Origin of the sequence: Chryseobacterium jejuense (assembly GCF_900100075.1) — a bacterium.
GTDB classification, from domain to species: domain Bacteria; phylum Bacteroidota; class Bacteroidia; order Flavobacteriales; family Weeksellaceae; genus Chryseobacterium; species Chryseobacterium jejuense.
Window position 1 is genome coordinate 289,415 of sequence record NZ_FNEG01000002.1, and the last position, 14,196, is coordinate 303,610.

The 14,196-nt window shown below is 34.9% G+C and carries 13 protein-coding genes; 5 read left to right on the top strand and 8 right to left on the bottom strand.

Annotation, left to right across the window (positions count from 1 at the left end; translation table 11 throughout):
* Nucleotides 1–27: 27 nt before the first annotated feature.
* Nucleotides 28–1,527: a T9SS type A sorting domain-containing protein gene (locus tag BLS98_RS06885; protein ID WP_089734912.1), complete on the top strand. Its 1,500-nt coding sequence runs from the start codon at nucleotides 28–30 to the stop codon at nucleotides 1,525–1,527.
* Between the two features lie 69 nt (nucleotides 1,528–1,596).
* Here BLS98_RS06885 and BLS98_RS06890 read toward each other — a convergent pair whose 3' ends face one another.
* Complete coding sequence (locus BLS98_RS06890) at nucleotides 1,597–2,193, bottom strand: superoxide dismutase (RefSeq protein ID WP_089734914.1); 597 nt, start codon at nucleotides 2,191–2,193, stop codon at nucleotides 1,597–1,599.
* Nucleotides 2,194–2,397: 204 nt separating this feature from the next.
* On the bottom strand, nucleotides 2,398–4,227 hold the full coding sequence (rho, locus tag BLS98_RS06895) for a transcription termination factor Rho (RefSeq protein ID WP_089734916.1): 1,830 nt from the start codon (nucleotides 4,225–4,227) through the stop codon (nucleotides 2,398–2,400).
* 144 nt (nucleotides 4,228–4,371) lie between these two features.
* Here rho and BLS98_RS06900 point away from each other — a divergent pair, with 144 nt between their 5' ends.
* The 4 genes from BLS98_RS06900 to BLS98_RS06915 all read left to right on the top strand — a co-directional run bounded on the left by BLS98_RS06900 (nucleotide 4,372) and on the right by BLS98_RS06915 (nucleotide 8,299).
* Nucleotides 4,372–4,761: a DUF4293 family protein gene (locus BLS98_RS06900; RefSeq protein WP_089734918.1), complete on the top strand. Its 390-nt coding sequence runs from the start codon at nucleotides 4,372–4,374 to the stop codon at nucleotides 4,759–4,761.
* A gap of 176 nt (nucleotides 4,762–4,937) precedes the next feature.
* Nucleotides 4,938–5,861 carry a M28 family metallopeptidase gene (locus tag BLS98_RS06905; protein WP_089734922.1) on the top strand — a complete coding sequence of 308 codons (924 nt, stop codon included), beginning with the start codon at nucleotides 4,938–4,940 and terminating at the stop codon, nucleotides 5,859–5,861.
* A 230-nt stretch (nucleotides 5,862–6,091) separates the two neighbouring features.
* Nucleotides 6,092–7,930, top strand: coding sequence for an ABC transporter ATP-binding protein (locus BLS98_RS06910; RefSeq protein WP_089734923.1), 1,839 nt, complete (start codon nucleotides 6,092–6,094; stop codon nucleotides 7,928–7,930).
* Between the two features lie 21 nt (nucleotides 7,931–7,951).
* Nucleotides 7,952–8,299: a DUF1801 domain-containing protein gene (locus BLS98_RS06915; RefSeq protein WP_089734925.1), complete on the top strand. Its 348-nt coding sequence runs from the start codon at nucleotides 7,952–7,954 to the stop codon at nucleotides 8,297–8,299.
* Nucleotides 8,300–8,348: 49 nt separating this feature from the next.
* Here the strand turns inward: BLS98_RS06915 and BLS98_RS06920 are convergent, their stop codons facing one another.
* From BLS98_RS06920 to BLS98_RS06945, 6 genes are all read right to left on the bottom strand, one after another.
* Nucleotides 8,349–10,151, bottom strand: coding sequence for a hypothetical protein (locus tag BLS98_RS06920; RefSeq protein WP_089734927.1), 1,803 nt, complete (start codon nucleotides 10,149–10,151; stop codon nucleotides 8,349–8,351).
* 211 nt (nucleotides 10,152–10,362) lie between these two features.
* On the bottom strand, nucleotides 10,363–10,683 hold the full coding sequence (locus BLS98_RS06925; RefSeq protein ID WP_089734929.1) for a transposase: 321 nt from the start codon (nucleotides 10,681–10,683) through the stop codon (nucleotides 10,363–10,365).
* Between the two features lies 1 nt (nucleotide 10,684).
* Nucleotides 10,685–11,098, bottom strand: coding sequence for a transposase (locus BLS98_RS06930; protein ID WP_089734931.1), 414 nt, complete (start codon nucleotides 11,096–11,098; stop codon nucleotides 10,685–10,687).
* 100 nt (nucleotides 11,099–11,198) lie between these two features.
* A complete protein-coding gene (locus BLS98_RS06935; protein ID WP_089734934.1) occupies nucleotides 11,199–12,191 on the bottom strand; it encodes a helix-turn-helix transcriptional regulator in 993 nt (330 codons plus the stop codon).
* Between the two features lie 470 nt (nucleotides 12,192–12,661).
* Nucleotides 12,662–13,315 (bottom strand): phosphatidylserine decarboxylase family protein, encoded by a 654-nt coding sequence (locus BLS98_RS06940; protein ID WP_089734936.1) that lies wholly within the window; start codon nucleotides 13,313–13,315, stop codon nucleotides 12,662–12,664.
* Between the two features lie 4 nt (nucleotides 13,316–13,319).
* Complete coding sequence (locus tag BLS98_RS06945) at nucleotides 13,320–14,192, bottom strand: phosphatidate cytidylyltransferase (RefSeq protein WP_089734938.1); 873 nt, start codon at nucleotides 14,190–14,192, stop codon at nucleotides 13,320–13,322.
* Nucleotides 14,193–14,196 lie beyond the last annotated feature (4 nt).

A 14,196-nucleotide genomic window follows, 5' to 3' on the forward strand; every position in this document is an offset into this window, starting at 1 on the left:
TTCTTAAATTAACAAAATCAATGTAATATGAGAAATACAATTAAACTTATCCTGTTTTCAATTCTATTATCCTGGAAACCGCTCTACTCACAAACAGGAAGTGATATCATTTTCTGCCTGGACAACAGTGGTTCTATCAGTGATGTAGCTTTCAATCAAATGACTGTTTCTACCATGAAACTTATGGAGCAGGTCTTAAAATGCAATCGTGATAATCGTGTTTCTGTTGTGCATTACGGAACAGACTATAAGGATATGACCCCTCCTCTTCCACGAATCTATATAGAATCTAATTTCACCAATGATCTGGCAACAGCCCAAACATTCTCAAGAAGATTAAAAAATGGTGATCATTTTCATGATGCAACTAATTTAATAGGAGCAGCTCTTGATCATTACCCTCATCCTGATATTGTAAGTCCACAAAAAACGTTGGATAGACATCGTGAGAGACCATTAGTGATCGTCTTATTCTCCGATGCTGAAAGGGCCAATGGAAGCTTAAGCAGTGGATCTTATCTGGTTAACTTCAATCCACCAAATGGCTTACATGAGGATAATGCTTTTGCAACCTTTACAAAGTTTAAAATGGATAGAAATGCGAAATTTATTGTGGTACACGTAAGTGATTACTCGCCATACATAGAAGCTGCAGCCAATATTGCAAGCCGTGGAGGTTCATACAACGGACCTATTGAGCAATACAATGATGATCCGGATCATAATCTACTTCCTAGATTTTACCTGAATAAAACAAACTTTACCCTAACCAACACAGAAATAGCAGAACTAAGCAGCAGCATCTGCAAAATGAACACAGCTTATGTTGATTTCACCTATCAAACCCGTTCATGTAAAGAGCCTACAGCCTTTCCATTACATGTAAATGGAAACTATGCAATTCCACAAGGAGCAAGCATCGTAAACTTTCAGCTATTGCTTTTGGATATCGCAACAAGCACAGTTTATCCAACGTCTGCTGCGGTTAATTTCCCTAACTCTAATGAGTTTGAATTTACAGTAAATCAGGCAGATCTTACCAACCCGCCTTCAGGACAATACAAATTCCTCATTGAACTGGTTTACTCTCTTGGAGGTAATAATGATGGCATTCATGCTGAAAATACGATCAATACTCCATATGATTTCATGTACTGTGAGAATTTGCGTCCTAACACAAATGTTTCCAATCCTGCAGCTAAGTTTGCAAGACCAAAAGATAAAGATTACCGTATTGATCTTAATGCAGATCCTAACAACACGAAATCTATGCTTAAAGAAAAGGTTCAGCAGAAAAACATCCAGGTTTCACCGAATCCTAATAACGGGGTATTTATAATATCGCTTGACAAAGTACGTTCAGGATCATTACACATTAACGATATCAATGGTAAAGTAGTTTTTGAAAAGTCATTCAGCAATGAAAAAGAAATAGCTGTTGATATTCATTCATTACCATCTAACACATACATTGTGAAAGTAAATTCCGGTAACGAAGTGTTTACACAGAAAATGATAAAAAGATAAATTTTAAAAATATCAAACTAAAAAAGGTTCAGAAAATTCTGAACCTTTTATTTTTATAATAGCTGAAAATTATTTGTTGAATAATTCTTCTACTTTATCCCAGTTTACTACAGAGAAGAATGCAGAAACATAGTCAGGTCTTCTGTTTTGGTAGTTTAGGTAATAAGCGTGCTCCCAAACATCTAATCCTAAAACCGGAGTTCCTTTAACGTCTGCAACAGGCATTAACGGGTTATCTTGGTTTGGAGTTGAAGAAACAGATACAGATCCGTCAGCATTTTTTACTAACCAAGCCCATCCTGAACCGAATCTTGTTTTAGCAGCATCAGAAAAATCATTTTTGAATTTTTCAAGACCACCATAGTTTTCAATAGCAGCTTTTACATTTCCTACTGGCTCATTGCTTCCACCAGGAGTTAAAATTTCCCAGAATAAAGAGTGGTTGAAGTGTCCACCTCCGTTGTTTCTTACTGCTGGCTTATCAGTTCCTGTCTGGCAGATTTCTTCAATAGTTTTTCCTGCTAGATCAGTTCCTTCGATTGCTTTATTTAAATTGTCAATATACGCTTGGTGGTGTTTCGTATAGTGGATTTCCATAGTTTTTGCATCGATTGTAGGTTCTAATGCATCATATGCATATCCTAATTTTGGTAATTCAAATGACATAATCTTTATTTTTAATGTTATACTTCAAAATTAGCCAATATTTAAGGTATTATCAAAGATTGGGGATTACTTTAATAAATCTTTAACATTGATATATTGATTTAGAATGAATTAAATTTTAAAATATTTTTTTCATTCAGTAAATTATTAAAACTAAAAAGCACGAATCCTGAGACTCGTGCTTTCTATTTAACAATATTAAATTTATTTATTCATAGACATCAGGAATTCTTCATTGTTAAGAGTTCCTTTGATGTTTTTATTTACAAATTCCATTGCTTCTACAGGGTTCATTTCAGAAAGATATTTTCTAAAAATCCACATTCTCTGAGAAGTTACTTCATCCAGAAGAAGATCATCTCTACGAGTACTTGAAGAAATTAAGTCGATTGCAGGATAGATTCTTCTGTTTGCAATTTTTCTGTCTAACTGAAGTTCCATGTTACCTGTACCTTTAAATTCTTCAAAGATCACTTCATCCATTTTAGAACCTGTATCAATAAGTGCAGTTGCAATAATAGTTAAAGAACCACCTCCTTCAATCTTTCTTGCTGCTCCGAAAAATCTTTTCGGCTTGTGAAGTGCATTAGCATCTACCCCACCAGAAAGAACCTTACCTGAAGCAGGAGTTACGGTATTATATGCTCTTGCTAATCTAGTGATTGAATCTAGTAAAATAACTACATCATGCCCACATTCAACCATTCTCTGTGCTTTTGCCAGAACAAGGTTAGCTACTTTCACATGCTTTTCTGCAGCTTCGTCAAATGTAGAAGCAATTACCTCTGCATTTACGCTTCTTTCCATATCGGTAACCTCTTCCGGACGCTCATCAATAAGAAGAACCATCATGTATACTTCCGGATGGTTAGCTGCAATAGAATTAGCAATATCTTTAAGCAACATTGTCTTACCAGTTTTAGGCTGTGCAACAATCATTGCTCTTTGTCCTTTTCCAATAGGTGCAAATAAATCAACAATTCTAGTAGAAATTGTAGAATCACTTCCCGCCAGATTAAATTTCTCTTCAGGGAAAAGCGGAGTAAGATATTCAAAAGCTACACGGTCCTTGATAAATGCAAGGTCACGTCCGTTTACTTCTGTAGGCTTTAATAATGAAAAATATTTCTCACCTTCTTTTGGAAGCCTTACAATACCTTTTACGGTATCTCCGGTTTTTAATCCATAATTTCTAATCTGTGCTGTAGATACATACACATCATCAGGAGAAGAAATATAACTAAAATCTGACGAACGTAAAAATCCGTAGTTATCAGGTAAAATTTCCAAAACACCTTCAATGCTTACCATTCCGTCGAAATTAAATTCCTTCTTATGGTCTTGCTGTTCCTCTACTCTTTCAGAATGTCTGTTTTGATTCTGATTTTGGTTAGGATTTTGATTCTGATGTTGGTTTTGATTTTTATGTTGGTTTCCACTGTTCTGTGGATGGTTGTGTCCCTTTTGAGGTCTGTTAGCCTGTGGTTGTTGTTGAGGGTTGTGAGGCTTTTCTTCTGCCTGTGCAGGCTCTTGAGGTTCTGTGTTTTTAGGAGCTTCAGGTTTTTCCTGAGAAGTTTCTATATTTCCTGTATTGGGAGAAACTCTTTTTCTTTTTTTCTTAGCTGGGTTAGCGGCAGATGCTTCTTCATTTGTTGTTGCTACTACTGCTTCAGCTTTAGGTTCTTCTGCTTTTACTTCTTCAGCAACCGGCATTGTTTCTTCTACTTTTTCCTCTACTTTTGGTTCTTCCGGAACTTTAGCAGTTGCCTTAGGCTTTGCCGGGGCTTTCTTTGGAGCAGCTTTTTTTACAGGAGCCTTTGCCGTTTTTTCTGCTGGGGCTTCTTCAGTATTGGAGCTGGTTTCCGTGGCGTTGAAATAATCTTTTGCTACTTTAGGATTGGAAGCCTGAAAGTCAAGAATTGCAAAGATTTTGTCATTATCATTGCTATTTCTTGCAACTTTAACGCCCAAATCCTTTAAGATTTTAGTCAGTTCCGTTACGGATTTTGACCTTAACGTTTCTATGTTAAACATATTTAATGTAAAAATGTAATTAATTGTGAGTAAGAAAAGTAAGTCCGGTGACTTTTGTTTTCAAGTACATTGTATAATGCAAATCTACACTTATTTTTGAATTGTGCAAAATTTATGTTATTTTTGCCAAGAATTTAATATTCAATGCTACAGAGAATACAAACTATATGGACTTTATTAGCAGTTTTAGCTGCTGTTTTCCTTTTTATAACAGGACAGGATGTTGTGATTTCCGACAGTATTCCTGTACTTAATATAGGATGCATTATCCTTGTTATTATTGGATCATTAAGCGTCTTCAGTTTTAAAAACAGAAAAAGACAAATTTTGCTGAATACCATCAGCATCATTATAAACGCTTTGTTGATTGGTGTATTGGCGTACTGGCTGCTAAACTTATCCGGAGGAATTCAGTTTCCTGAGAAGGGTATTGAGCCGATTTTCCCATTAATCGCGGTGATATGTCTGCTTATAGCAAATGTATACATCCGTAAAGATGAGAGGCTCGTGAAATCTGTAGACAGACTTCGATAACCTTACAACGATTTTTTGAGTGAGAACAGTTCCTTTTAGGAGCTGTTTTTTTATTTGTATCTATCTGTATTCCGCTATTCCACACGGTAATCTACTCAGATCAATTAATTTATGTAACTTCCCTGCAACATTTTAATATAAAAGACGACAGATCCTATAACTTTTAATTAAAGACTATGAAAAAGCTAACATATCTTACTTTATCACTATTCTCCATATCTGTTTTTGCACAGGAAATTTCAAAAGAAAGAGTAAAAACTGTTATTTCCACTTTAGCATCTGATGAAATGAAGGGCCGGGAAATCGGAACTCTTGAAAATGAAAATGCTGCTAATTATATTGCCACTCTTTTCAAAGAAAATAATCTTAAATACTGTACAGGAAATTCGTACCTTATTCCTTTTGATTATAATGGTAAAACAGCTTACAATGTTTGTGGTATAAAAAAAGGTAAATCTGATAAAACGCTTGGCTTTTCAGGACATTTTGATCATATCGGAACCAATAAAAAAAGTGGTGACAATATTTATAATGGGGCTGATGATGATGCCAGTGGAATTACTACATTGGTAGGCATTGCAGATTATTTCAAAGATAAGGAACCTGAGTTTTCTATGGCCTTCATGGCTTTCAATGGAGAAGAAAAAGGAATGCTTGGGTCAAAGGCTATTTCTGAGGATAAAAACCTTGATAAAATATATAAAAATATGACGGCCCTTTTCAATTTTGAAATGGTCGCTACAGAGTCCCAATGGGGGAAAAATGCATTATACATGACTGGAGACGGCTTTTCAGATCTTGACGAGCTCTTCAATACACAGGCTGTAAACGGTTTAAAAATCAATGCAGATCCTTATGCAAAGCAACAACTCTTCTATCGTTCAGATAATGTCAGCTTTGTAAAAAAGAAGATCATCGCTCATTCATTTTCAACGGTTGACATGACTAAAGCAACTCACTATCACCATGTAAATGATGATATCAACATTGTAGACGTAGATAATATGACCCAAATCATCAATAATTTTGGAAAGACACTGGAGAAACTAAATCCTAAGAACTTTGCTCCTCAATATAACGATCAGGTAAAATTCAATTAATATAACCATTATACAACAACCGCCTTTTGGGCGGTTTTATTTTGGCTTTATCTGAAAACCCAATGTTTTTATCATGCAGGTTTTGTAGTCTTTATCACTTCTTTTTCACTTTATTTCAGTATGTTGTAACAAAAACCATCATTTTGAAACTTATCAATTAAAGTAAAACAGGATTAAGAACGTCTTATCTTCTAATTTTACGTAATTTTGCTATCCAAATTTTTCATTGAATGAATGAGTATAAAAAAATTCTGAGGTTCGCGAGGCCCCATCAAAAATATATTTTCGGAAGTTTATTTTTCAATATTCTGTATTCCCTGTTTCAGATTGCATCCCTGGGAACTATTTTACCGGTTTTAGGAATGCTTTTTGGCACTATAGGATCAGAAAAGCAAGAGAAAGAACCTGTTTATTCTGGTGAGATCGTAGATTTCTTCTCTTATGCAAAAGAATATTCAACTTATTATATACAATCTTTAGTTGCTGAGCATGGTTCTCTGAAAGTTCTTGCGTGGTTGTGTATCATTACAGCCTTTATGTTTCTTTTAAGAAATATTTTCAGATATTTAGGAGCATTACTTTTGATCAATTACCGTGTAGGCGTTACCAAAGATCTACGTGGTGCAATGTATAGAAAAGTACTATCATTACCTGTTTCATTTTTTACAGAAAGCAGAAAAGGAGATATGATGTCCCGTATGTCTAATGATGTGGGAGAAGTTGAAGGAAGCATTCTGGGGAGCTTAGTTGAGCTAATCAACGCTCCTTTTATGTTGATCAGTACTTTGATCTCTTTATTTATTGTAAGCCCGGAAATGACTCTTTTCTCATTACTGGTGCTGCCTGTAATGGGAACAATGATCGCCCTGATTGGGAAAAGTCTTAAAAAAGACTCTCATGAAGCACAACATGAATTGGGAACTATCTTCTCTATTGTAGATGAAACCCTGAAATCTTCAAAAGTTATTAAGATATTTAATGCTGAGAAGATCATGGATAACCGTTTTATGCAATCTATGGGCAGATGGATTTCAAGCTCAATGAGTTTGGGAAGAAAGAAAGAATTAGCATCGCCAATGAGTGAATTTCTAGGTTCTATTACCTTCTTGATTATTGCATGGTATGGAGGAAAACAGATTATTGTTGACCAAAGTTTATCTCCGGCAGGCTTTCTGGTCTTCTTAGGAATGTTCTTCCAAATCTTACCTCCGGCAAAAACCTTATCAACATCCATTTCCAACGTACAGAAAGGAGAAGCTTCCTTAAAAAGAGTATTGGAAATTCTTGATGCAGATGTGAAAATTGAAGAGATTGCAGAGCCGGTTTCTATTTCAACCCTTAACAGAAATATTGAATTCAAAAATATTGGATTCTACTATGATAAAGCCAATCTGATCCTTAAAAACTTTGATTTAACAATTCCGAAAGGGAAAACCGTTGCATTGGTAGGGCAAAGTGGAAGTGGAAAAACAACCATTGCCAACCTTTTAGCAAGATTCTATGATGTTTCTGAAGGACAAATTCTTATTGATGGTGTAGATATCAAACATTTGAAATTACAGGAATACCGCCAGCTTCTGGGAATGGTAACTCAGGAATCTGTATTGTTTAACGACTCTGTGTACAATAATATCCTGATGGGTAAACCTGATGCTACCAGAGAAGAAGTGATTGCAGCAGCAAAAATCGCTAATGCAGATGCATTCATTACGGGGCTTTCTGAAGGGTATGATACCAATATCGGAGATGATGGAAATAAACTTTCCGGAGGTCAGAAACAAAGAGTTTCTATTGCAAGAGCTGTATTGAAAAACCCACCGATTATGATTCTGGATGAAGCCACTTCAGCGTTAGATACAGAGTCTGAAAGATTTGTACAGGATGCCTTGGAAAAAATGATGGAAAACAGAACTTCCCTTGTGATTGCCCATAGACTTTCAACGATCCAAAAAGCAGACTGGATTGTAGTAATGGAAAAAGGAACCATTGTAGAACAAGGAACCCATCATGACCTTATTGCTAAAAAAGGTATGTACAACAAACTGGTTGAACTTCAAAACTTTGACTAATATTTTTACATCAATATAAAAATGAACCCAATACAAGAGTATTTCTACAGAATCGAAGAGCCTGAAAGAAGTACTCTTCTTTTTTTACGGGAAACCATTCTGGCTTCAGATCCTGAAAATATTACAGAAACCTTCAGCTTTGGACTTCCCTTCATCAAATACAAAAAGAAAATGCTGTGCTATTTTTATTATAGCAAAAAATATAAAAAACATTACCTGAGTTTTTATCATGGTGATAAGCTGGATTATCCGGAACTTACACAGGATGGAAGGAAGAAGTTTAAGATTCTTTTAATTGATGTGGAAGAGGATTTACCCGTAGAATTCATATTAAAACTTCTGGAAGAAATTAAAGTTTATATCAAATAAAAACTCCGGCACAAATCATTGTACCGGAGTCTTCTTTAAAAACTTTTCATCATTGTGTGTTAATTCCGTTGAATTCTGCTCGTTTAATCGCCCAAGCGAATGCATTTGCAGTAAATATCGAATTATAAATCAGTGTTCCGGCAGTACCATAAGTAGTTTTAGCTACTGGTTTTTTATTTGCATCCAGGATAAACGGACAAATTGTATTTGAGTTCAAATCTCCTGTATTTCCGCTTTGAGAATTAAATCCTCCTTCCCCAACCCAAACAAGGTTGAAGCTTTTATGTTTGAAAGCCGTAACAGCACCGGGAACCGTTCCTGTATTATTATTTGCATTGGTAGCATTTGAATACGTATTAATCTCACCAGATGGCAATCCTGTAAAATAAACAACATCTGTAGCATCATCTCCCCAAAGCTTACCTCGAATATCTCCAAAAGGGCCATTTGTAATTTCATCGGCTGTGATTGGCAATGTGTATGTTCTACCATCACCTGAGCCTCCTGTAGTTGATTGGGTAAGGCTAGGATCATTAAAAATCGTTCTGAAGAAATTCTGATTTCCAGCGTTATCTTCACAGAATGAAAGAATAACACCACCTTTCTGTAAATATTGTAAAAAAATTGCAGATTCAGCAGCGCTCATTCCATAGCTGTATCCTATCACCACTATATCCACAGGAGCTGATCCTAATAGCCAGGTATTTAATTGGGTTGTATTCGGAGAGTTTCCACCATCAATAATCTGAGACCATCCTTCATATTTTACAGTACTCGCAGGAAGTGTACCATAATTGGTATTGGTAGTAATTAAAGTATTTGAAGGCCTCCCTGTATTACTTAAGTTATATCCGTATGTTGTTCCTAAGCCTATGGCAAGCAACTTCTTTGCTGGTATTACTACAATTACATTCACAGAGCAGGTTGTTGATACACCGCCCTGGCTATCAGATGTAATGGTAATTGTTTTCACGGAGGTGGAAGATGGAGTTCCTGTGCCACCTAGTGTAATATTTTGATTTCCAGTAGATGTAAATGTTCCTGAACCTTTGAAGGAAATACCATCTACTGTATTGGTAGTAATCGTATAGCTGCCCAATGCTGAAACGTTTACAGGCAAAGTAATCGTATTGGAAGCTGTAAGAGCTGTTCCTACTTTATAAACCCCATTCACAGTTGCACTTCCACAGCTCATTGTATAAGATCCTGCAGGGCTAAGAACTGTGATAGAAACAGGAGGTGTACAGGTTACGTCTGTACCATTGGCACTAAGGGCCACATTATCAGTCTGAATATTCTGAGGATTCCCCTGTCCTGGTATTTGTACGGTTTGTATTCCTGTATTCAAAAATACTCCGGTTCCATAAAAATTATATCCGTTTGAGGTTGTTCCTGAAATCGTGTAGTTCCCTAATTTCGTGACATTTACTTTCACACTTAGGTAATTAGAATTGGTAAGATCCCTACCTTTTACATAACTGCCCATAGCCTGGGTTGCAGAACAGTCTATCGTAAAGACTCCTTTTCCTAACTGTCCGCATACACTTTTCCACTCGTCATCAACAAAACTCCAGTAGTTGAAACAGTCTTCTGTAGTATTGTAAATCGTTAAACCATCATCAGTGGGTTTATTAATTGTAATTGCATTCCTTTGCGATTCAGTAAGTCGGGGAATAAGTATTCCTTTGTTATTATTTCCTGAAACAACATCCAGAACAGAATTCAAATTGGGCGAAGCAGTATTAATTCCCACAGCCCCATTATTGGTTTGGGAATACAATTTTCCAAAGGCAGAAATCAAGATAATAAGCAAGACCTTCGCCAAAGGCATTTTCAATTTTGTGTCCATCATTTATTAAGTTATAATTGTTTTAATGATTAAATTTTTCTCAGTCATTTAACCAACACAAAATTATCATCCACAGCCAATTACAAATCAATTTACCCTACGCAATACTACTCACGCGTAGTAAAACTCATTATAACCCTATATAAAGCTTCTGAATTTCTCCTCACAACATCTGATTTCTAAGCATTACTCCGGATATGAAATGAACTTCATTTCATATTTTAAAAATTGACTTCCACTTGGTAATCGTATTTCGGCTTATCTTAAAATCATTGCTTATCTGCAGATTGCTAAGTCCGTTTTTTTTCTGATATCTTAGAATTTGCAAAATAGATTCTTCATCATAAGAACGAAGTCTCTGGCTATTGAAACCTATCATGTACTCGGGTTCTCCAAAAACAAGTTGGTTAAATTTCAGAATATCTAAAGCAGAACTCAAAGTATCCAGCTTATTCCTTATAGCAACATCAGTCCATTTTTCAGGAAATTTTTCCTGAAGTATATCGGAATAGATTTGTTTGTAATCCGGGATCATATTATATTTTTTTCAACCATTTATGGAGCGTTGTCTTAGGAATCTTATATCTGGCAATAACTTCATTGGCAGACATTGCACCAGTTTCTATCTTCTCAAGGATGAAGTTTTTCACTTCCTGTGTATAAATACTTTTTCTAAAAACGATGGTCCCTTTTTTCTGTTTAATGGTATTACCAGTTCTGGAATAAGGGGCATAAAGTATCAGATGTCCCGTATAAAGTCTGAAAAAATCGAATTTCAAAAGCTTACACCACTTCAATAGGATATCAGTATCAATACTTTTCGCATGAAACATACTTTCAACCTCTCGATCTGTTTTCCCCAAAAAATTTGTAATTCTTTCCATTGAAATCTGCTGCTCTGTCACTTTAGATTGTATCAGGCTGCCAATATGGATATTCTTAATATTCATCGTGTTATTTTGAAGTAAAAATATTGACAGTCAAAAGAATAAATGGCATCTCCACCTACTCAAAACTACGTATGAGTATTAAAACTTAAAGTCAGCACATTTAAATCTTGATAAGAAAGCTGTTAATGTTTATTTCAGAGGAGATATTCAGCTTCTTACGGATCCTGTATTTCTTACTTTCCACAGCACGTATACTATTGTTGGTACATTGTGCTATTTTTTTGGTATCAAAATCAAGTTTCATCAGTGCGCAAAAGAATAGCTCAGAATGAATAAGATTGGGGTTTATCTGCAGAATTTCCGGAATGAAGTGTGGGAAAAAGATCTGAAATTTCTCAAAAAAAACAGGAGAATTATTTTCTGCCAGGCTTAAAATTTCTTGAATATTTTCTTCAGAAAGGTTATTGATAAGCATCTGGTGCTTCATTAATTCTGCATTGGTCTTTACTAAGTCCTTGATTGTGGAATCTTTTATCTCTTTTTCATGAATCAATCCATGAATCAGTCTATCTTTTTGGGTAATAAAAACAATATCCATAAGGAAAGAAGCAATGGAAAATAATATATTTAATATTCGTATAACCTTAAAATCATCTTTTTGGAAAAATTGGCTCTTTGGAAAAAAATCAAAATTAAAATATAGACATGCAATAAAATTAATGCTGATGATAAAAACAATAAAGAGTATGGAAAAAAAATCCATCTTATAATTTAGGAAAAATGGCACTGCAAACAAAAGACAGAAATAAAAATATTCTACTCCTGCATTTTTATAGGTATAAATATTGAAAAAGCTCACAATAAAGGTAAGCAGAACAAATATTGCAATAATCGTTGGCTTTAAAACCTTTCTGAATCGTTTCGTTTTACCCTTTATAGCCATCAAAAATAACCAGAAAAGCGTAATCACCGTAAGAAATATTGAAGACAGCATATCTCCGAAAAAAACGATGATAAAAATGGAATAAAACAGAAATATGAAAAATAATAAAAGTAAATACCGGTTGATAAGATGCTGATAGCTGCGATCATAATCGTCATCTATTTTCTCTTCTTCATTATTAATCAATTTAAAGAAAAATTTATAAATCATTTTGTTGTTTTTTTATACGTTTTCTACAAAAACTCAAGTTGGGATTTGTACCACTGAAGGTGTAAATTTTCCAATATTAATAGCTTTTAAGCCATATAAAAAACCACAAAAACAAAATATTTGCATGTAATTTTTCGCGTTAAAAAGAATATGATTTGTGTTTTGCAGTTACAATTTACTAAAATTCAGCATTAAATTATTAAACAAAATCGTGATTAGTGATAAAAATATCAATATTATATCCTAAAAACATTTTCGGAAATTATTTATATCATCTATCACCTAAAAAGTATTAATAATCTATCTTTCATCAAGCTACAAAATTATCAATCTACGCAAAAGAAGTTTCATTTGAGGCTACTCAATATTACTCGTGCGTAATTAAACTCAAATGATTCATTACGTAATGTTCAAAATAAAAAAAGAGAGCATGTAGCTCTCTTTTGTATTATATGATTAAATTAAAAATCTTAATCTTTCAATTTAGCGATGACATCTAAACCTCCTTTGGTAATGTCTCCGATCTTACAGATGATTTCAGTATCTAAAGGCAGGAATACGTCCATTCTTGACCCAAATTTGATAAACCCGAACTCATGCCCGGCTTTCGCCTGATCTCCTTCATTACAGTAGAATACGATCCTTCTGGCTACATATCCAGCAATCTGTCTGAAAACTACTTTATGATTGGTTGCTGTTTCCACAGCTACCGTAGTTCTTTCATTCTCTGTAGATGACTTTTCATGCCATGCCACCAGATATTTTCCCGGATGGTATTTTTTATAGATCACTTTTCCGGTTACCGGATATCTACAGATGTGTACGTTCAATGGAGACATAAAGATAGAAACCTGAATGGCCTTTCCTTTAATGAATTCATTTTCTTCCACTTCTTTGATCATTACCACTTTTCCGTCAACCGGAGCTATCACATTCTCCCTGTGGTCAAGAATACTACGGTTTGGAACTCTGAAAAACCAGAATACAAGACAGTAAATTACCAACAAAGGTACGATGATCAACAAAGACCATATTTTAAGGAAATAGATGGCTAAAGCTCCCAATACCAGAAAAAGTATGGTTGCTACTGTAATCGTTCCTTTTGATTCTCTATGCAATTTCATGAGACTAAATAAATTTTTCTAAAATAAAGTACAAATATACGACAGGAACGCAGATAATAAAACTATCCAGCCTATCTAATACTCCGCCATGCCCTGGAATGATGTTTCCACTGTCTTTCACACCGAAATTTCTTTTCAGTTGGCTCTCTACCAAATCTCCCAATGGAGCAAAAGCTGCCACTAGAAATCCTACAACCATCCAGTTTCCCCTCAGCTCAGGCTGATAGTGCTCTACAAAATAAGACAACACCAATGTAAGAACAACTCCTCCTATATAACCTTCCCATGTTTTTTTAGGAGAAATCTTAGGAGCCATCTTATGTTTTCCAAAGAATTTTCCTACCAGGTAAGCAAAAGTATCACTACTCCAAATCAAGATGAAAAGGAAAAGAACTTCCAGAGAGAAGCTATCGTTATAACTGGAAAACTTTGGTAACCCTAATGCAAAACTGAACGGCAGAGCAACGTAAATGACCGTAAAAATCAATTTTCCGCTGTCAAAGTATAATTCGTTAGGAAACTTAAATAAAGTGACTACAGCAATACCAATTAAGGCAAGAGCTAATATCTCACTCAATCTGAAATCAAAAAAGAAATCGTGATGGAAATATCTTTTGGAAAAAACATAGAATATAAAAATAACCAATGGATACACTACCCATTTTTCATATCCTTTTCCAAATTTCATGATCTTTACACATTCCCAGGTTCCTACGATCAATAAAAGACTTATCAAACCATAGTAAAGATACTGTTGTTGAATAAGACCAGGAAAGATACTATTGATAAGTTGCGCCCCTAACGGAGTCGAACAAAGAATGATAATGGCTACATAAACGAGACCTGAAACGGTCCTTTGAATGAGGTTTTTGTCCAAAATT